We start from the raw sequence: 17,591 nt of genomic DNA on the forward strand, positions 1-17,591 counted from the left end.
AGGGCGCGCCCTAAGCCAGCGACGCACTGCCCCCCGGGACAGCGACATCGCGGTCAAGGCGATGATCAACGCATTGGGCAAGATCGGTGATTCAGCGGCGGTCGAGCCATTGCTCGGCATGCTCGACCACGCCAAGCCACGAGTGATCATCTGGGTGGCCGAGGCGCTCGGCAAGATAGGTGACGTGCGGGCCGCTGAGCGTCTGTCAAGCCTGCTTCTCGGCAACGCCCCTTGGCTCGCTGGCGAACGCGGTCCGGTGACGGGACGAAGCGCGCTCATGACGGTCGCGGCGGCACTCGGCCGGCTCGGTGACAGTCGCCTGGTGGAACCGCTGATCGACGCGTTGGACCGCCAGTACGATGTGGACGTTCGTGCCTCCGCTTTGGTGCTCGGCCGGCTCGGTGACCGTCGTGCGGTGGAACCGTTGATCGCGGTGCTGCGGGGGCCGCGCGACACGGAGGTTCGGGGCGAGGCCGCGACGGCCCTCGGCCGGCTCGGTGATTCCCGTGCGGTAGACCCGCTGATCGACGCGCTCACTGGCGAGCGACACCAGAGCAAGGATGATCTCTTACGGGACGAAATCGTCACCGCGCTGGGGGCGCTGGGCGACCGGCGTGCGGTAGCGCCCTTGGTGACGGTCTTGGACGAGTCGCCCAGGAACGTGATGGCCGCGCTGGGCGACCTGGGTGATCCGCGGGCGGTGCCGCCACTGATCACGTACCTGAACGGAGACAACCTTTACGACCGTGCCGACGCGGCCAAAGCGCTGGGCCGGATCGGTGGCCCCGAGTCAGGCGCGGCATTGCTGGAATCAATCCACACCGACCCACGGCTGCGCGACTCCACGGTCCCGGCGCTGGAGAACACGCTGCGGAACAATGACCGGACGCCAAACGCCGAAGTGCTGGAGAAAATTCTCGAACTCCCGGACAACCTGGACGTGCCGCCATGGACCTTCGACGATCCGACGTCGACCGTGACACTCGGCTCGCTCAAGGACCTGGCCGCAGCCGAACTGAACCGGCACTCCTAGCGCACGGGACGCCGGCCCCCGGGGAAAGTGTCGACATATTCCCCGGGTTATCCGGCGAGGGTGAAGGCCAGCAGCGCGGTGGAGGTGAAATCGATGGCGGGTTCGTTGCTGGGCCACGAAGCCAGGTCGTCGAAGTACCGGGATTCGGGGCTGTCGAAGGACTCGTACGACTTCGTGCATTCCTTGGCACCGGCCGGGAACGGGAGGTCGGCGAAGTTGCCGGCACCGTTCGGGCCGTTGACCACCGCGCCGTAGAGCAGCTTGGTGCTCCCGGCGAGGTTCGCGGCCTGGTGGTGCGGGCACTGCGGGAAACTCGTTCCCGCGCCGACGACAAGGGACACGCCCCAAGCGTTGGCGCCCAAAGTGAAGTTCCGTTGCTGGACACCGAAAGCGTGGTACTTCGAGTCCCCGGTCACGCCCTGGTACAGCCGCGCGGTCGCCGACAGTCCGAAGCTCTTGGTCGCCGCGTCGAACTCCGTCACCTCGACACCGGTCCGGAACGGATTCGCCGACGCGGTCCGCACACCGGCGTCGAGCTGACGCCGAAGGTCACCGGCCAGATCGCTCACCTTGACCTGCGCGCCCGGCACCCCGCGACGCAGCACGTCGGCGAGGTCGGCGTGCGCCAAAGCGCTGGTGTCATAGAGGTTCAGCGTGCTCTTGTCGTCACTCGCGAGGTACGCCTTCGCCCACTGCGTCGCCTGGCGGGCCCAGTCGTTCGCCCGCGGGTCACCGAGTTTCCGGGCCGCCAACGCCAGCTGGGTCGCGCCGAGTTCCATGTCGTCCAGCCACGACGACTCCGGGTAGTACGCGTGCGGGAACGCCGTCACCAGCTCGCCGACGCCGGTCGTCTTGGCCTGCGCGAACAGCGACGCGGCCTCACGCAGGTAATGCCTTGCCAGCGAAGGATTCCGCCACGCCTCGACCTGCGCACCGAGCGCGAAAGCGGCGGAGACCCGGCCGGCGAGATTGGGGCTGATCGGCGCGCCCGCGGGTCCGGCGGGGAACACCGGGCGGTGCTTGACGAAGTACTTCTCGTCGCCGGGCTCGACCTGCAGCGCGTCGTCGTCCTGCGGCTCACGCCAGACGTCGTGGTCGCCGAGGAAGCCGAACTCCTCGCTCCCGGTGCCGATCCCGACCTGCGCGTACAACGTCCCGGACTTCGCGTCCCACATCTTGTCCAGCCAGTTCAGGCCGAACCGGACCTCGTCGGCGAGCGCCGGGTCGTACCGCTCGCGCAGCACGTACCCCATCTCCGCCAGCGAATACGCCGAGTTGGAGGTGAACTTGACGAAGTCGCCCGCGTCGAACCAGCCGCCTTCGACGTCGACCGGGCCGCCGATCGGCTGGAGCGGCTCGGCGATCTCGTCGCCGCCCTCACCGACGAATTTCGGCGGGGCGTAGACGGTCGCACTGCGGTCGGCGAGATGCGACGGCTTGCGGTCCAGCCGTCCGGGGATGACGTCCTGGCCGTCGCGCTGCGCCTGGAAGAACTCGTTGTTGGCGCGGGCGAGCGGCGCGAACAGCGACCGCGCCGGGGCGATCCGGAAGCTCGGCGACTTCGCGCGCACAGCGCCGGAGAACTCGATGCGGTAGGTCCCGGGGAACTTCACCGCGGACACGTCGAGCTGGTGCACGGCCGGGTATCGCGCGTTCCAGCCGCCGAGACCCGCGCCGGCCTGGCCGCGGTAGACGGTTCGGCCGCGCTCGTCGACCACGGAGAACTTGGCGCCATCGGCGGCCGCGGTTCCCAGCAGGTACGCGTGCTTGGTTTCGCCGATGCCGTAGCCGACCTGGTCGACCCGGACCTCGCCGGAGACGGCGGGGGTCGCGGCGGCGGGCACCGCCGTGGCGAGGAGCAGGGACGAGACCATCGCTGTGGTCCAAAACCGAGCGTGCCGCATGGAGGCTTCCCCATTCCGCGAAATAGTTAGGAAACTTTCCTATCTATTTGAGAGGAGAAGTTAGCGCTCGCCGCCACGGCAGTCAATATGTCCGTTTCCGACGAGGTCGGCGGGTTTCAGCTCAGGAAGTCACGCAGGACCTTCGCCACCTGGCGGATCTCCGACGCGGCCACGTGCTCCTGCTGCGTGTGCGCCAGCGTCGGGTCGCCGGGGCCGAAGTTGACCGCCGCCATGCCCAGCGCGGAGAACCGGGCGACGTCTGTCCAGCCCAGTTTCGCCACCGCCTTGCCCCCGGCGGCTTCGACGAGCTCAGCCGCGGCCGGGGCACTCAGCCCCGGAAGCGCACCCGGCGACAAGTCCACAACGGACACTTCGTAACCGTCGAACACCTCGCGCAGATGCTTTTCCGCCTCTTCTGGACTGCGGTCCGGCGCGAAGCGGTGGTTGATCGTCAGCACCGCCGCGTCCGGGACGACGTTGCCCGCGACGCCACCGGTGATCTTGGTGGCCTGCAAGCCTTCGCGGTAGGTGAGCCCGTCGATGTCGACGATCCGCGGCTCGTACGCCTCCAGCCGGCGCAGCGGCTCACCCAGTTTGTGGATGGCGTTCTCCCCCATCCACGCCCGCGCGGTGTGCGCCCGCGTGCCCGAGACGCTCAGCTCGATCCGCATGGTGCCCTGGCACCCGGCCTCGATGTCGGCGTTCGACGGTTCGCCGACGATCGCGAGATCGCCCCGCAACCAGTCGGGCAGCTCGCGCTCGATCCGGCCGAGCCCGTTGCGGGTCGCCTCGACTTCTTCGTTGTCGTAGAAGACGAACGTCAGGTCGTGCCGCGGTTCGGTCAGCGTCGCCGCCAAGTGCAGGAAGACGGCGTCGCCGCCCTTCATGTCGACCGTGCCGAGACCATGCAGTACCTCTTCGTCCCCGGATCCTTCACGGCGGACGGGCAGGTTTTCGTTGAGCGGCACGGTGTCCAGATGCCCGGCGAGGATCACGCGGCTCGCACGGCCCAGGTTCGTCCTCGCGAGCACGGCGTCGCCGTTGCGGACGATCTCGAGATGCGGTGCTTCCTTCTCGAGCGCGGCCTGGACCAGGGCGGCTATCGCCGCCTCTTCGCCGGAGACACTGAAGATGTCCACCAGCGCGGCGGTGATGTCGACGGGGTCGGCGTGCAGCTCGAGGGACGTCATACCGGCACGGTACCCGGGGGTGCGTACGGTGACAGCGTGCGCACACGAAGGGTCATAGCCGCCATCGGCGGTGTACTGGTACTCGTGCTGTCCGGCTGCGGGAGCAACGAAGCCGGCCCGACACCCTCGGGGGCGACGCGGGACGAAGGTCCGGACGCGCTGCCGTTGAAGCTGAAAGCGCTGACGGCCGACCAGTGCTTCGTCGCGCCTGCCCAGCAGCCGCCGAAGACCTGTGAGAAGTACGTCACGGAGCTCGGCAACACCGCGGCCCAGGTGCGCAAACGGGCCGGCGCCAAGGACCAGCCGCTGGCGAACCTGGCCGACCAGCTGGACGTGGGCGTCAAGGCCTTCCGCTCCAACAACTGCCTCACCGTCACCGCCCCCGGCAACGGCCCGTGCACGCAGGCGATCACCGATATCGCCACCGCGCTGCAGGCCATCAAGACCCGGGTCAACGGACAGGCCACGACGGGCTGATCGGCGGGTCTCGGCTACCGTCTGGGCTGTGAGCGAGCAGAGCCCGAACCCCGAAACGACCGGCGCCCGCGGCGTCGGACTGGCCACCGTCACCACCGACGGCACCGTGCTGGACACCTGGTTCCCGCAGCCCCAGCTGATCCCCGCCGACGGCCCCGGCCGCACCGAGCAGCTGACGGACGAGGAAGCCGCCGAGATCCTCGGCCAAGCCGCCGCGAAGCTGCTGAAGCGGGACGACGACCGTGACGTCGAGGTCGTCGCCGTCCGGGTCACGATCGGCGAGCTCGCCGACGCACCCGTCGACGCGTACGACGTCTACCTGCGCCTCCACCTGCTTTCGCACCGGCTCGTCCAGCCGCACGGGCTGAACCTCGACGGCCAGTTCGGCCTGCTGACCAACGTCGTGTGGACGAACTTCGGCCCGTGCGAGGTCGAGGGCTTCGAGGCGACCCGCCTGCGGCTGCGCGCCCGCGGCACGGTGACCGTCTACAGCGTCGACAAGTTCCCGCGCATGGTCGACTACGTCATGCCCAGCGGCGTCCGCATCGCCGACGCCGACCGCGCGCGCCTCGGCGCACACCTGGCCAGCGGCACCACCGTGATGCACGAAGGCTTCGTGAACTTCAACGCCGGCACGCTCGGCGCGTCGATGGTCGAGGGCCGGATCTCCGCGGGGGTCGTGGTCGGTGACGGCACCGACGTCGGCGGCGGCGCGTCGATCATGGGCACCCTGTCGGGAGGTGGCAAGGAGGTCATCTCGATCGGCGAGCGCTGTCTCATCGGTGCCAACGGCGGTATCGGCATCTCGCTCGGCGACGACTCGGTGGTCGAGGCCGGGCTGTACATCACCGCGGGCACGAAGGTCGTCATGGACGGCAAGACCGTCAAGGCGCGAGAGCTTTCGGGCATCTCGGGCGCGGTTTTCCGGCGCAATTCGGCCACCGGCGCGGTCGAGGTCGTGCCGCGGGTGGGTGTCGGCATCGAACTGAACGCGGCGTTGCACGCCAACGACTGATCACTCCCGCGATTTGGTTCACCTAGTATTCACCAGATGACCGCCGAAACTTTGCCCACGAATGCCAAAGCCCGCCGAGGTCCTTCGACGACGCCCACAGCTCTGGGGCTCGGCGAAGAGCCCTCAAAAGCACGTCACGGGGACCCGGCGGCAACCCACGTGCGCGCCCAGCTGGACACGCAGATTCGTGAGTTGCTCGCCAGGGAACCCGGGACGCGCTCGGGTACCGATCCGGAGGACCTGCACCAGATGCGGGTCACCCTCCGGCGGATGCGCAGCGTGCTGAAGATGTCCGGCTCGCTGCTCGGACCGGCCGCCGAGCCGGTACGCGCCGAACTCGGCTGGTTCGGGCAGTCGCTCGGCGAGGTTCGGGACTACGACGTGCTGATCGGCCATCTGCGTGAGCTGGTCGCCGAGTTCGAAGCTCGCGACCAGAGCGCCGCGCGGGAGCTCGTCGGCAAGTTCGTGGCGGACCGGGCTGCGGCCAAACGGCGGCTGACCAGTGCACTGTCCAGCCCGCGGTACGCGACGATGCTGCAGAGCGCCGCGCAGCTCGCCCGCCGGCCGGAGCACGAAGTCTCCGAAGAGTCCACCATCGAGAGCTCGGCCGATCTCGTGGCAGGGCTGAGCAAGCCGTTCAAGAAGCTGTCGAAGGCCGTCTTGGCGCTACCGTCGGATCCGCCCGACGACGACATCCACGCTCTGCGCATCCATGGCAAGCGTTTGCGTTATGCCGCCGAGCTGGCCCAGACCGCGGCGAAGAAGAAGCAGGCCAAGCAGATCCGCGAGCTGATCAAAGCGACCAAGGATCTGCAGACCGTGCTCGGCGACCACCAGGACGCCGTCATCGCGGCCGATCGGATGCGGTCCGTTTTGGACTCGCTCGACGGGCACACCGGCTTCATCGCGGGCCGGATCGCCGAGCTCGAACTGCGCAAGCGCACCCAGGCCCGCGCCGACTGGCCGATGATCTGGACCCGCGTGGACGTCGCCGCCCGCACGGTCACTGCCATTTAGCCACGTAACCGTCCGGCCTGATCGTCACCCTCGCTCCCGCTGACGCGCCGTAAGCCGCGTACGCGTGCCCATCGGTGTCGACGAAGTCGCCGCCCTGAGCGGTCTCGCCGGCGGGAAGGATGCGGTGGACGTGCTCGCCGTTTGCGGGACCGTCGCCGAAGACCAGCGAGGTCGCGTGCGGGCCGAGGAACAGCTCGAACAGGCGAACCTGCTTGCCGTTGACGTCGAACACCGGCGCGTCCGGGGCGCGATCGCCCGCCCGGAGCTTGTCGTCGCTCTTCGGTGACAACGGGCCGCCGCGATAGCTGATGTCCAGCTGACGGGTCCCGGCGCCGCGCTCGTGGGCGTCGGGCTCGCCGTCGGTGTACTTGCGCATCAACTCGGAGCTGAGCCCGAGCACCCGCGCCGCGACAACCCGCCGCTCCGGCTCGTAACTGTCGAGCAGCTCAGGCGAGCCGTCGGCGAGCTTCCAGCCCAGGTTGTAGCCGTCCTGGACGCCGGTGTTGAGGCCCTGACCGCCGGTCGGCGGATGCACGTGGGCGGCGTCGCCCGCGATGAAGACCCGCCCGACGCGGAACCGCCCGGCCAGCCGGACGTTGGGCCGCCACACCGTCGACCAGCTGAGATCGTGCAGCTCGACGCGCAGATCGCCGGTCATCGCGTCGAGCTTGGCCTGCAACGTCGGCAGTGACGCCTCGACCTGGCCGTCGTCGAGCGGGGCGCCGAACTGGAACTGCGCGCCGCCGGAGAGCGGGGTCAGCATGATGCCGGACATCGGGTCTTCGGGTGCGCTGAACCAGTACCCGAAAGCGTGGTCGAGCCCGTCGGCCTGGACGTCACCGAGCAGCATGCGGATCGACTCGTCGGTGCTGCCTTCGAAGGCGATGCCGAGCGACTTCCGCACGAAGCTCCGGCCGCCGTCCGCGCCGACAAGGTAGTCCGCCACGACGGTTTCCTTGATGTCGCCTGCCTCGACGCCGTCGCGGCGGACGGTCGCCCGCACCCCCGAGTCGTCCTGCTCGAAACCGACCAGCTCGGTGCCGAGCTCGACGTGGACCCCGAACTCGGCGAGCCGGTCGCGCAGGATCCCCTCGGTCCGCGACTGCCCCAGGAACCGGACCGTCGGGTACGGCACGTCCGGCGTCGGGTCGACGTGCTCGCCGAACAGCTGCTCGCGGACGAATTCGCCACCGACGTACGCCTTGATCGGCATCGGCGGCAGGCCGACGGCGAGGACGGCGTCGAGGACGCCGAGGTCCTCGAAGACCTCCAGCGTGCGGGGCTGAAGCCCGTCGCCTCGCGAGCCGTTGAAGAAGCTTTCGGCCTTCTCGACGATCCGCACGCCGACGTGTCGGCGGGCGAGTTCGATGGCCAGCGTCAAGCCGGTCGGACCGGCTCCCGCGATGAGTACCTGCTTGGTCATGGCGCCTCTCAGTTGGGTGAATTATGATTCACTGAATACAGATTCATCATGCGCGCTGCTAGCGTTCGCTGTCAAGGAGGCGGGGCGTCAAGGAGGGAGGGGCATGACGGCGACGAGCCGCAAGGAGAAGGCGGCCGAAACCGAAGCCGCGCTGAAGGAAGCCGCCAAGCGCGTGTTCGCCGCGCGTGGCTACCTGAACACCAAGATCACCGACATCACCGCGGAGGCGGGACGCTCGGCGGGATCGTTCTACAACCACTTCGCCGGCAAGGAAGAGCTCCTCGAAGCCCTGCTGGCGGATATCTCGGCGACCGGCGACAGCACCGCCGAGCAGCCGGGGCACAGCCCGGATTTCTCGACCCCGGAAGCCATCCGCTGGCATGTCGCCACGTACTGGCACTTCTACCGCGAGAACGCCGCGACCATGCTGGCGCTGCGCCAGGCGTCGATGATCAACGACGAGTTCGGGCGCAAACTGGCGCGTTTCGGGGCGAACGAACAGGAAGACGTCGCGAATCACCTGGCGTACGTCACCGACGCGGGCCTGCGGTTACCCGCGACACCACAGCTCACGATCGCGATGATGTACCAGCTCATCGACAGCTTCGCGCAGATGTGGCTGCTCAGCCCGATGCCGGCGGGCTGGAACGAACCCACCGACGAAGAGGCGATCGACGCGCTGACGAGGTTCGTCTACCGCGGCTTCACCGGACGGGATTTCTAGCGGCGCTACTGAGCGAGCCGCTCGGCCGCCGCGTCGATGCGCTCGTCCGTCGCGGTGAGCGCGATCCGCACGTGCTCGCCGCCTGTCGGGCCGTAGAAGGTTCCGGGCGCGACCAGGATCCCGCGCTCGGCGAGCCAGCTCACCGTGGTGAACGTGTCCTCGCCGCGAGTGGCCCACAGGTACAGCCCAGCCTCGGAATGGTCGATCTCGAAGCCGTTGTCCTGCAACGCTTTCCGCAGCACCAACCGGCGACGGATATACCGCTCGCGCTGCGCTTCCAGCGATTCGTCGTCGACGAGCGCGGCGATCATGGCTTCCTGGACCGGCCGCGGCACGATCATCCCGGCGTGCTTGCGCACGGCGAGCAGCTCGGCGACGAGCTTCGGATCACCGGTGACGAACCCGGCACGGTAGCTCGCCATGTTGGCCGACTTCGACAGCGAATGGACCGCCAGCAGGTTGTCCGTCCGTCCACCGTGGACAGCCGGGTGGAGGATCGAGAGCGGCTGACTTTCCCAGCCCAGCGCCAGGTAACACTCGTCGGACACGACGATGACGTCCCGCTCGCGCGCCCATTCGACGACCTTGCGCAGATGCTCGGCCCCGAGCACCCTGCCGGTCGGATTCGACGGCGAGTTCAGCCACAGCATCGCCGGACGCTGCGGGCCGATCGCGGTGAGACTGTCCGCGCGCAGAACCGAAGCTCCGGCGAGCAGCACCCCGACCTCGTAGGTCGGGTACGCCAGTTCCGGGATGACGACCGTGTCGCCGGGACCGAACCCGAGCAGCCGCGGCAGCCAGGCGACGAGCTCCTTCGAGCCGATCGTCGGCAGCACCGCGTCCGGCTCGAGACCGTCGATGCCGTGCCGGCGGCGCAGAGCGTCTATCGCGGCGGCCCGCAGTGCCGGAACGCCGTGCGTGGTCGGGTATCCCGGGATCTCGGACACCGACGCGAGCGCGTCACGGATACTCGCCGGGACCGGGTCCACCGGCGTGCCGATGGACAGGTCGACGATGCCGCCGGCATGGGCTCGCGCCGTCTCGGCGTAACCGGACAGCGCGTCCCAAGGAAAATCGGGGAGGGCGACCTTGCTCATTCGCCCTGCGGCGGAAGTGCCTTGATCCAGTCGGGATCGTCGCCGACCTTGCCGACCTTGGACGCGCCGCCGGGCGAGCCCATCTTGTCGAAGTAGTCGACGTTGGCCTTGGTGTAGGCGACCCACTGGTCGGGGACGTCGTCCTCGTAGTAGATGGCCTCGACCGGGCAGACCGGCTCGCAGGCACCACAGTCGACGCACTCGTCGGGGTGGATGTAGAGCATCCGCTCACCCTCGTAGATGCAGTCGACGGGACACTCGTCGATGCACGCCTTGTCGAGCACATCGACGCAGGGCTCGGCGATCACGTAGGTCACTGCGCTCTCCTGCATTTAGTCTGTTATTCCGGTCCAGCCGCGCCCGGAACATTACGCGACCTGAAGGCACATCCGGTGGTGAGGCAACCCTTAGAAACCCCTACCGGACACCGCGATTCTTCCGCGGTTGCGTCCGGTTGTCGCCGGTCACCACGAACCGCGGCTTCTCCGCGGCGGGCTCGCCGTCCTTGACCCGCTTCTCCCCGACAGCGCGGTTGAAGCTGTCGGCGATCTCACCGACCAGGTCATCGTTGTGCCGGTCGTCCTTGCGTGCGACGCTCATCGGCCCTCCTCAGCTCTTTGTCACAATCTATCGCGTGAATCCCGTGGAAACGCTCGAACAGGCGTGTTCGGATGCCTGGCCCCCGCTGAAACAGCACCGGCTGGGGGAATGGCGCCTGCGCTGGGCCGGGGGTTTCACCGGCCGCGCGAACAGTGCGCTGGCCGTGGGCGACCCCGGAATGCCCATCGCGGAGGCCCTGCGAGCGGTCTGTGACTTCGCCCACTCACAAGGCATTCCACCCGCTGTCCAGGCCGTCAACGGCAGCCGGGCCGAGGCGGAAATCCTCGCCGAGGGCTGGCGGGAGAACGTCGAGCACGCCGCCGGATACGAAGTCTCGGTCCTCGTCGGCGTCGCTATGAACGGACCGTTCCTGGCGAAAAACGGTAGGAACGGTCCGTTCATAGCGTCTGTGCGCGACACCCCGACTCCCACCTGGTGGGAACTGAGCGCGGGCACCACCGAGCCGACTCCCGCTCAGCGGCACGTCCTGGGCACCGGAGCGAACGGATACGGCGTTGTCGAGGTCGACGGCGTCACCGCCGGGGCCGTCCGGGTCGCTATCGTCGGACCGGTCGCGCACATCTCGCGACTCGCCGTGCGGCCCGAATTCCGGCGCCGCGGCCTGGCCGCCGAGCTGATGTTCGCGGCGAGTTCGTGGGCGAAGGAACGAGGAGCCGGCCAAGAAGTGCTCCAAGTCTCGGTAAGCAATACGCCCGCGCTGGCGTTGTACCGCGAATTGGGCTTCACCGAACACCACAGGTACCGGTACTGGGTGCCGCCGATGGCCACATGCAAGGATCGGAAATCGTGAAGGTTGTCGTTGTAGTAGGCGGAGTGGGCGGGGCGCGTTTCCTGCTGGGGGTCAAGGCCGCTTTGGGGCTTCCCGCGGTCGGGGAAGCACCGGAGGGCTCGAAGCACGAGATCACCGCGCTGGTGAACACCGGGGACGACGTATGGCTGCACGGCCTGCGGATCTGCCCCGACCTCGACACGTGCATGTACACCCTGGGCGGGGGGATCGACACCGAACGCGGGTGGGGTCACTCCGGCGAGACGTGGACGGTCAAGGAGGAGCTGGCGGCGTACGACGCCGAGCCCAGCTGGTTCGGCCTCGGGGACAAGGACATCGCCACGCATCTCATCCGCTCGCGGATGCTGCGCGCCGGTTACCCGCTCTCCGCGGTCACCGAGGCGCTCTGCGCGCGCTGGAAGCCCGGCGTGAAGCTGCTGCCGATGTCCGACGACCGGGTCGAGACCCACGTCGTCGTCGACGATCCCGACGAGGCCGGTCAGCAGAAGGCGCTGCACTTCCAGGAGTGGTGGGTCCGCTATCACGCCGAGCTGCCGGCGCACTCGATCCTGCCGGTCGGCGCCGAGGAGTCCTCCCCCGGGCCGGGCGTGCTCGACGCCATCTCGAACGCCGACGCCGTGCTCTTCGCGCCGTCGAACCCGGTGGTGTCGGTGGGCACGGTCATGGCCGTGCCGGGTGTGCGTGACGCGCTGCGCAAGACCGACGCCGGAGTTGTCGGCATCTCGCCGATCATCAGCGGGAAACCGTTGCGCGGTATGGCGGACGCGTGCCTGACGGCGATCGGTGTGGAGACCTCCGCCGAAGCCGTCGGCCGACACTTCGGCTCGCGGAAGCACTCCGACGAAGGCCTGCTCGACGGCTGGCTGGTCGCCGAGGGCGAGACCGTGGACGTGCCCGGTGTCGAGGTGCGCGCGGTGCCGTTGCTCATGTCCGATGTGGCCGCGACCGCGGCCATGGCCCGCGCGGCACTGGAACTTTCCGGAGTGCATGTTGACTGATCACGCCTCGGCCAAGCTGGAGATCCTTCCGGTCGAAGGGCTGCCCGAATTCCGCCCGGGTGACGACCTCACCGGCGCCATCGTCGAGGCGGCCCGCTGGCTGCGCTCGGGTGACGTCGTCGTGGTCACCAGCAAGATCGTGTCCAAGGTGGAGGGGCAGCTGATCCGCGTCCCGTCCGATCCCGAAGAACGGGACACCGCGCGCCGGAAGCTGGTCGAGGAAGAGGCCGTCCGGATCATCGCGAGGATCGGCCGGACGGTCATCACGCAGAACCGCATCGGCATCGTGCAGGCCGCGTCCGGCGTCGACGCGTCGAACGTCTCGACCGACGAGGTCGCGCTCCTCCCCGCCGATCCGGACGCTTCGGCACTGGCCCTGCGCAACGGCCTGCGTGAGCGGCTCGGCGTCGAGGTCGCCGTGGTCATCACCGACACCATGGGCCGCGCCTGGCGGATCGGCCAGACCGACGCCGCCATCGGCGCGTCGGGCCTGCGGGTGCTGCATGCTTACGCCGGGCAGATCGACGTCCAGGGGAACGAACTAGCCGTCACCGAGGTCGCGATCGCCGACGAGCTCGCCGCCGCCGCGGATCTGGTCAAGGGCAAGCTCGGTGGCACGCCGGTGGCTATCGTGCGTGGACTGTCCCTTGTGGATGACAAGTCCACCGCGCGCGACCTGGTCCGCCCGGTCGAAGAGGACCTCTTCCGGCTCGGTACCAACGAATCCATCGCCCAAGGCCGGCGCGAAGCCGTGTCCCTGCGCCGCTCGATCCGCTCGTTCTCGGACGAGGAAGTCGACGCCGACGTCCTCCGCCGCGCTGTCGGCGCCGCGCTCACCGCGCCCGCACCGCACCACACGAAGCCGGTCCGGTTCGTCTGGCTGCGCGATGAGGCGACACGGGCCAAACTGCTCGACGCGATGCGGGAATCCTGGCGCGCGGACCTCGTCTCCGACGGGTTCACCGAGGAGCAGATCGCCAAGCGCACCAGCCGCGGCGACATCCTCGTCAACGCGCCCGAGGTCGTCATCCCGTTCCTGGTCCCGATCGGCGCGCACACGTACCCGGACGCGCGCCGCAACGACTGCGAACACACCATGTTCACCGTGGCCGCCGGTGCCGCCGTGCAGGGCCTGCTGGTCTCGCTGGCCGCCGAGGGACTCGGCTCGTGCTGGATCGGCTCGACGATCTTCGCCGCCGACATCGTCCGCGAAACCCTCGGCCTCGGCGACGAATGGGAACCGCTCGGCGCGGTGGCCATCGGTCACCCGGCCGAAGCCGTGGCCCCCCGTGAACCCAGCGCACCCGGCGAAGGACTCCTGGAACTGTGAATATCGACCGAGTGAACCTCCACGACGACACATTGTCCACTTTGGATAAGTGGCGTCCGCCCGTCCCCAGCCAAGAGTCCCTGCGTCAGGCGTTCCTCGGTTTCCTCGCCGCGCGCGAAGACGCCTGCGCCCGCTCGTGCGCGGCCGGGCACATCACCGCGTCCGCGGTCCTGCTCGACGCCGACGGTGAACGCGTGCTGCTCACGCTGCATCCAAGGGTCGGCCGGTGGCTGCAACTCGGCGGCCACTGCGAACCCGAAGACGTCACGCTGGCCGACGCGGCGCTGCGCGAAGCCCGCGAGGAATCCGGCATCGACGACCTGACGATCGACCCGACGCCGGTGCACCTCGACGTCCACCCGATCACCTGTTCACTCGGTGTGCCGACCCGGCATTTCGACGTGCGCTTCACCGTCCGCGCCCCTCGCGGCGCCGAGCCGGTCCGGAGCGACGAGTCCGACGACCTGCGCTGGTGGCCCGTCGGCGCCCTGCCCGCGGGCTCGGAGGACTTGGCCGAACTCGTGACCACGGCGGCCGCCGCGGTGCGACACTAGATCCATGCCTATGGGGGTTTTGACCAGGGTTCGCCTGCACAGCGGTGAAGGCGGCACCGGCACCGGCTGGATCGTGCTCACCGTGCTGGGCGTGCTCGTGGTGGGCTTCATCGTGTTCATGGTGATCAAGGCACACCGCACCAACAAACGCGAAGGCTTCCCCAACCAGCCCAAGCCCAACTTCCCGCCCCCGCCACAACCTGCGCCACCACCACAGCTTCCGCAGCAGCCCTACCCGCCGCAGCCTGGCCCACCTCCCCACACAGGTAGGACTTGGGCAGGTGGCTCGTGAGTGGCGACAAGTTTTAGAACACTCGTAGCCACTCACGAGCCACCCACCCCAGCCGAGCCCGGGCACCCCGCCGCCCCAGCACTCGACCCGCCCTAGGGGATGATGTTCGGGTGATTGTCAGCGTGGACCCCGCCTCCGCCGTTCCCCCGTTCGAGCAGGTGCGCTCGTCGGTGGCCGGGCAGATCAACGACCGCACCCTGCCGGTCGGCACGAAGCTCCCGACCGTCCGCAAGCTCGCCGTCGACCTCGGCATCGCCCCGAACACCATCGCGCGGGCGTACCGGGAACTGGAGGAAGCGGGCCTGATCGAGACGCGTGGGCGCGCGGGCAGCTTCGTGAGTGCTGCGGGAGACCGAAGCCGGGAACGCGCGCGCAAGGCCGCGGCCACTTATGCGAGCACGACCCACAAGCTCGGCCTCAGCCCAGACGAGGCCCTGGCCATCGTGACCGCCGCATTGGCAGCGAGCTGACCCTGGTAGTCACATCGCGCGGTAGTCGCGGATCTCGATCCGGGCGCCGAATCTCGGCCGGGTGAATCCGGCCGCCGAGAGGTACCGGACCGCGCGTTGCCGTTGCGGCGCATAGGGCGCGAGGACTTCGAACATGCCCTCGTCGTCGAGCTTTCCGCCGGTCAGGGCGTGGCCGACCATCGACGGGATGTTGTAGTCGCCGAAGCTGACGGCATCCGGGTCGCCCCAAGCACGCTGAGCGACCTCGGCGGCGGTCCAGACGCCGATGCCGGGGATCTTGCGCAACCACGCCCGGCCTTCCACCCCACCGAGTTCGACGGCCCGTTCGAGCCGGTGGGCGACGCGGGCGGCTCGGATCAGGGTCGAGCGGCGGGTCAGGTCGACGCCGGCGCGATGCCATTTCCAGTCCACAATGGAACGGACGGCGAGCGGGGTCGGCGGCACCCGCAGTCTCGCGGGGGCAGGTCCCGGAGCGGGTTCGCCGTACCAGCGGCACAGTTCACCCCAGGAACGCAGCGCTTCCTTCGAAGTCACCTTCTGTTCCAGGATCGCCAGCATCAGCGCGTCCCAGACCCGGCCGGTCGACCCGATGCGCAGGCCCGGCAGGTTCCGGCGGGCCTGCGCCACGACGTCGTGATGTGCCGTGAAGTCGCTGTCGTCGTCGTTCGCGCCGAGGAGCGCGGGGACGCCGTCGAGCAGCTGATCCGCGCCGGGACCCCACGCTCCGGCTTCGACCTCACCGCCGGAAAGCCGGCGAAGCGCGAGCGTGCCCGGGCCGTCGGCGGTGTTCGCCGCCAGCCAGGTCACGCCGCGCTCGTCGCGGATCAGGTTCGGCGATGCGGTACCGCGGCTCAGCGGACCCAGGACTTCGCCCAGGTCCACTTCGTACAATGGCCGCCAGAGCATGATCAGGCGTCGCTCGAGAACCGCACCGACCCGTCAGGCAGTTCGGCCTTCGGCCACACGCGGGCGCCTTCGAGCAGTTCACAGCCGGCGCCGACGGACGCGCCGTCACCGAGCACGACCCCGCGCAGCACGGTCCCGGCGCCGACGCGGGTGCCCGCGCCGAGCACAGACCGCTCCACGACGGCGTTTTCGGCCACGTAAGCGCCCTCGAACAGCACCGACCCCGACACGCGGGCACCGGCGCACACAACCGCGCCTGCCCCGATCGTGGAGCCGTCGGTCACCGTCGCGTCGTCCGCGACCTTGGCACCGTCGAGAACCAGCGCCGAACCGATCGGCCCAGGCAGGGCCGACGACGGCAGCACGCCACGAACGAGATCCGCGGACCCGCGCACGAACGCCTCCGGCGTACCGACGTCGAGCCAGTACGAGTTGTCGACGAAACCGTGCACGTGGGCGCCGGACGCGACCAGGCCCGGGAACGTCTCGCGCTCGACCGAGACCCTGCGGCCGGCCGGGATGGCTTCGATCACCGAGCGGCGGAAGACGTAGCAACCGGCGTTGATCTGGTCGGTCGGCGGGTTCGGCGTCTTCTCGAGGAACTCGAGGACACGCCCGTCGGCGTCGGTGGGCACCGAGCCGAACCGGCTGGGGTCGTCGACGCGTTGCAGGTGAAGGGTGACGTCGGCGTTCGACTCGCGGTGCGTCCGGACGAGTTCACCCAGGTCCGCGCCCGACAGAATGTCGCCGTTGAAGATCACCGCGTCGTCGGCGCGCAGCTTGTCGTAGACGTTCCTGATCGCGCCACCGGTGTCGAGCGGTTCCTCCTCGACGACGTACTCCAGTTCGAGGCCGAACGCCGAGCCGTCACCGAAATACTCCTCGAACACTTCGGCCTGGTACGACGTGCCGAGCACGACATGCGAGATACCCGCTTCGCGAATTCTCGAGAGCAAATGACTGAGATACGGGATGCCCGCGGTCGGCAACATCGGCTTGGGCGCGGACAGCGTCAACGGACGCAATCTGCTGCCCTTTCCCCCGACAAGCACCACCGCGTCGACACCGAGCTCTGCGGTCACCGGAAATCTCCTCCTCTATCACGCGCCACTGAGCGACAAGCCGCGGGAAACACTGACGGCGGACGCCCGGAGGGCCTACCCTAGACAGCACACAGGCGGCCCTCTTCCCAGAGGGCCCCGGGTCAGTCGGGAGGCCAAGGGGATGGACCCCCGCGATCGGGCGGACGCGTTGCTCGCACGTGCACGGGCACGCGGAGCTTTCGTGGTCACGCCAGAAAACGCGACCTCGCCCATGGACTCCTCGAATACGCAGCAGATTCCGAGAGCCATGGTCAACGAACTGGACCTCGGCCAGGACCCCGACACGACGGGCCGGATCCCGGCGTCGGTCATCGAGGAGAACGATCACCCGCTGGCCGGCCACCAGCCCACCAAACGGCTGGAATTCGGTGGCGACCGCCGCCGTCAGCCCCAGCCCACAGCTCCGCTCTCGCGGCGGCCCCAACCGGCTCCCGTGCCTTCACCGTTGAAGAAGAACCCGGAAAACGTGCCGCCGGAGCCGGCGCCCGAACCCAAAGAAGAGCAGTTCAGCGGCCTGATCCCGACGACCACCCAGTCCACCGGCCGCTCGAACCTCTCCCGCCGCCTCGACGGGATCTAGCCCCAAAGCTCAAAACAAAGCGTGCCGTTCAGCGGGATTCCCGGCTGAACGGCACGCTTTGTTTATG

At 68.8% G+C, this 17,591-nt stretch carries 20 protein-coding genes; 12 read left to right on the plus strand and 8 right to left on the minus strand.

The genetic code is table 11. The features are described 5' to 3' along the window. Positions 1-1,033, plus strand: a 1,033-nt coding sequence (locus VGP60_RS14440; RefSeq protein WP_327548498.1) for a HEAT repeat domain-containing protein, incomplete at its 5' end; no start/stop codon positions are given. Between the two features lie 47 nt (positions 1,034-1,080). Here the strand turns inward: VGP60_RS14440 and VGP60_RS14445 are convergent. Both VGP60_RS14445 and dapE read right to left on the minus strand, forming a co-directional pair. Beyond that, positions 1,081-2,907, minus strand: a complete 1,827-nt coding sequence (locus VGP60_RS14445; protein WP_327548499.1) for a glycoside hydrolase family 9 protein — start codon at positions 2,905-2,907, stop codon at positions 1,081-1,083. 146 nt (positions 2,908-3,053) lie between these two features. Continuing rightward, positions 3,054-4,127, minus strand: coding sequence for a succinyl-diaminopimelate desuccinylase (gene dapE, locus VGP60_RS14450; protein WP_327548500.1), 1,074 nt, complete (start codon positions 4,125-4,127; stop codon positions 3,054-3,056). A gap of 36 nt (positions 4,128-4,163) precedes the next feature. Between dapE and VGP60_RS14455 the strand changes: the two genes are divergently transcribed. Genes VGP60_RS14455 through VGP60_RS14465 form a run of 3 tightly spaced genes read left to right on the plus strand, consistent with a single transcriptional unit; the run spans position 4,164 to position 6,636 of the window. Next, positions 4,164-4,604 carry a hypothetical protein gene (locus VGP60_RS14455; RefSeq protein WP_327548501.1) on the plus strand — a complete coding sequence of 147 codons (441 nt, stop codon included), beginning with the start codon at positions 4,164-4,166 and terminating at the stop codon, positions 4,602-4,604. A 28-nt stretch (positions 4,605-4,632) separates the two neighbouring features. Continuing rightward, positions 4,633-5,619, plus strand: coding sequence for a 2,3,4,5-tetrahydropyridine-2,6-dicarboxylate N-succinyltransferase (gene dapD / locus VGP60_RS14460; protein WP_327548502.1), 987 nt, complete (start codon positions 4,633-4,635; stop codon positions 5,617-5,619). A gap of 36 nt (positions 5,620-5,655) precedes the next feature. Continuing rightward, positions 5,656-6,636 carry a CHAD domain-containing protein gene (locus VGP60_RS14465; protein ID WP_327548503.1) on the plus strand — a complete coding sequence of 327 codons (981 nt, stop codon included), beginning with the start codon at positions 5,656-5,658 and terminating at the stop codon, positions 6,634-6,636. Here the strand turns inward: VGP60_RS14465 and VGP60_RS14470 are convergent. After that, positions 6,623-8,059 (minus strand): FAD-dependent monooxygenase, encoded by a 1,437-nt coding sequence (locus VGP60_RS14470; protein ID WP_327548504.1) that lies wholly within the window; start codon positions 8,057-8,059, stop codon positions 6,623-6,625. The two genes, VGP60_RS14465 and VGP60_RS14470, sit on opposite strands and share 14 nt — an antisense overlap. 103 nt (positions 8,060-8,162) lie before the next feature. Here VGP60_RS14470 and VGP60_RS14475 point away from each other — a divergent pair, with 103 nt between their 5' ends. Further along, positions 8,163-8,783, plus strand: coding sequence for a TetR/AcrR family transcriptional regulator (locus VGP60_RS14475; protein ID WP_327548505.1), 621 nt, complete (start codon positions 8,163-8,165; stop codon positions 8,781-8,783). Between the two features lie 5 nt (positions 8,784-8,788). Here VGP60_RS14475 and dapC read toward each other — a convergent pair whose 3' ends face one another. From dapC to VGP60_RS14490, 3 genes are all read right to left on the minus strand, one after another. Continuing rightward, on the minus strand, positions 8,789-9,880 hold the full coding sequence (dapC, locus tag VGP60_RS14480; RefSeq protein WP_327548506.1) for a succinyldiaminopimelate transaminase: 1,092 nt from the start codon (positions 9,878-9,880) through the stop codon (positions 8,789-8,791). Further along, positions 9,877-10,197 carry a ferredoxin gene (gene fdxA, locus VGP60_RS14485; RefSeq protein ID WP_327548507.1) on the minus strand — a complete coding sequence of 107 codons (321 nt, stop codon included), beginning with the start codon at positions 10,195-10,197 and terminating at the stop codon, positions 9,877-9,879. The genes dapC and fdxA overlap by 4 nt, the downstream gene beginning before the upstream one ends. Before the next feature lie 100 nt (positions 10,198-10,297). Further along, entirely contained in the window at positions 10,298-10,480 is a 183-nt protein-coding gene (locus tag VGP60_RS14490; RefSeq protein WP_327548508.1) for a hypothetical protein, read from the minus strand. A 34-nt stretch (positions 10,481-10,514) separates the two neighbouring features. Between VGP60_RS14490 and VGP60_RS14495 the strand changes: the two genes are divergently transcribed. The 6 genes from VGP60_RS14495 to VGP60_RS14520 all read left to right on the plus strand — a co-directional run bounded on the left by VGP60_RS14495 (position 10,515) and on the right by VGP60_RS14520 (position 14,935). Then, positions 10,515-11,291, plus strand: a complete 777-nt coding sequence (locus VGP60_RS14495; protein ID WP_327548509.1) for a GNAT family N-acetyltransferase — start codon at positions 10,515-10,517, stop codon at positions 11,289-11,291. Beyond that, entirely contained in the window at positions 11,288-12,289 is a 1,002-nt protein-coding gene (cofD, locus tag VGP60_RS14500) for a 2-phospho-L-lactate transferase (protein WP_327548510.1), read from the plus strand. Before VGP60_RS14495 ends, cofD begins: the two co-directional genes overlap by 4 nt. After that, positions 12,279-13,619 carry a coenzyme F420-0:L-glutamate ligase gene (locus tag VGP60_RS14505; protein ID WP_414640347.1) on the plus strand — a complete coding sequence of 447 codons (1,341 nt, stop codon included), beginning with the start codon at positions 12,279-12,281 and terminating at the stop codon, positions 13,617-13,619. The genes cofD and VGP60_RS14505 overlap by 11 nt, the downstream gene beginning before the upstream one ends. A gap of 11 nt (positions 13,620-13,630) precedes the next feature. After that, positions 13,631-14,173 carry an NUDIX hydrolase gene (locus VGP60_RS14510; protein WP_327548551.1) on the plus strand — a complete coding sequence of 181 codons (543 nt, stop codon included), beginning with the start codon at positions 13,631-13,633 and terminating at the stop codon, positions 14,171-14,173. 4 nt (positions 14,174-14,177) lie between these two features. After that, entirely contained in the window at positions 14,178-14,465 is a 288-nt protein-coding gene (locus VGP60_RS14515; protein WP_327548511.1) for a hypothetical protein, read from the plus strand. A 110-nt stretch (positions 14,466-14,575) separates the two neighbouring features. Next, positions 14,576-14,935 (plus strand): GntR family transcriptional regulator, encoded by a 360-nt coding sequence (locus VGP60_RS14520; protein ID WP_327548512.1) that lies wholly within the window; start codon positions 14,576-14,578, stop codon positions 14,933-14,935. 9 nt (positions 14,936-14,944) lie between these two features. Here the strand turns inward: VGP60_RS14520 and VGP60_RS14525 are convergent, their stop codons facing one another. Both VGP60_RS14525 and VGP60_RS14530 read right to left on the minus strand, forming a co-directional pair. Further along, a complete protein-coding gene (locus VGP60_RS14525) occupies positions 14,945-15,841 on the minus strand; it encodes a DNA-3-methyladenine glycosylase 2 family protein (RefSeq protein ID WP_327548513.1) in 897 nt (298 codons plus the stop codon). 2 nt (positions 15,842-15,843) lie between these two features. Next, positions 15,844-16,923 carry an NDP-sugar synthase gene (locus tag VGP60_RS14530; protein WP_327548514.1) on the minus strand — a complete coding sequence of 360 codons (1,080 nt, stop codon included), beginning with the start codon at positions 16,921-16,923 and terminating at the stop codon, positions 15,844-15,846. A gap of 142 nt (positions 16,924-17,065) precedes the next feature. On the opposite strand from VGP60_RS14530, the gene VGP60_RS14535 reads away from it, so the two are divergent. After that, the gene (locus VGP60_RS14535) at positions 17,066-17,524 is read left to right on the plus strand and encodes a hypothetical protein (RefSeq protein ID WP_327548515.1); all 459 of its coding nucleotides are present in this window, start codon (positions 17,066-17,068) and stop codon (positions 17,522-17,524) included. The last annotated feature ends 67 nt before the right edge of the window (positions 17,525-17,591 follow it).

It is taken from the genome of Amycolatopsis sp. (assembly GCF_036008905.1).
Classification (GTDB): domain Bacteria; phylum Actinomycetota; class Actinomycetes; order Mycobacteriales; family Pseudonocardiaceae; genus Amycolatopsis.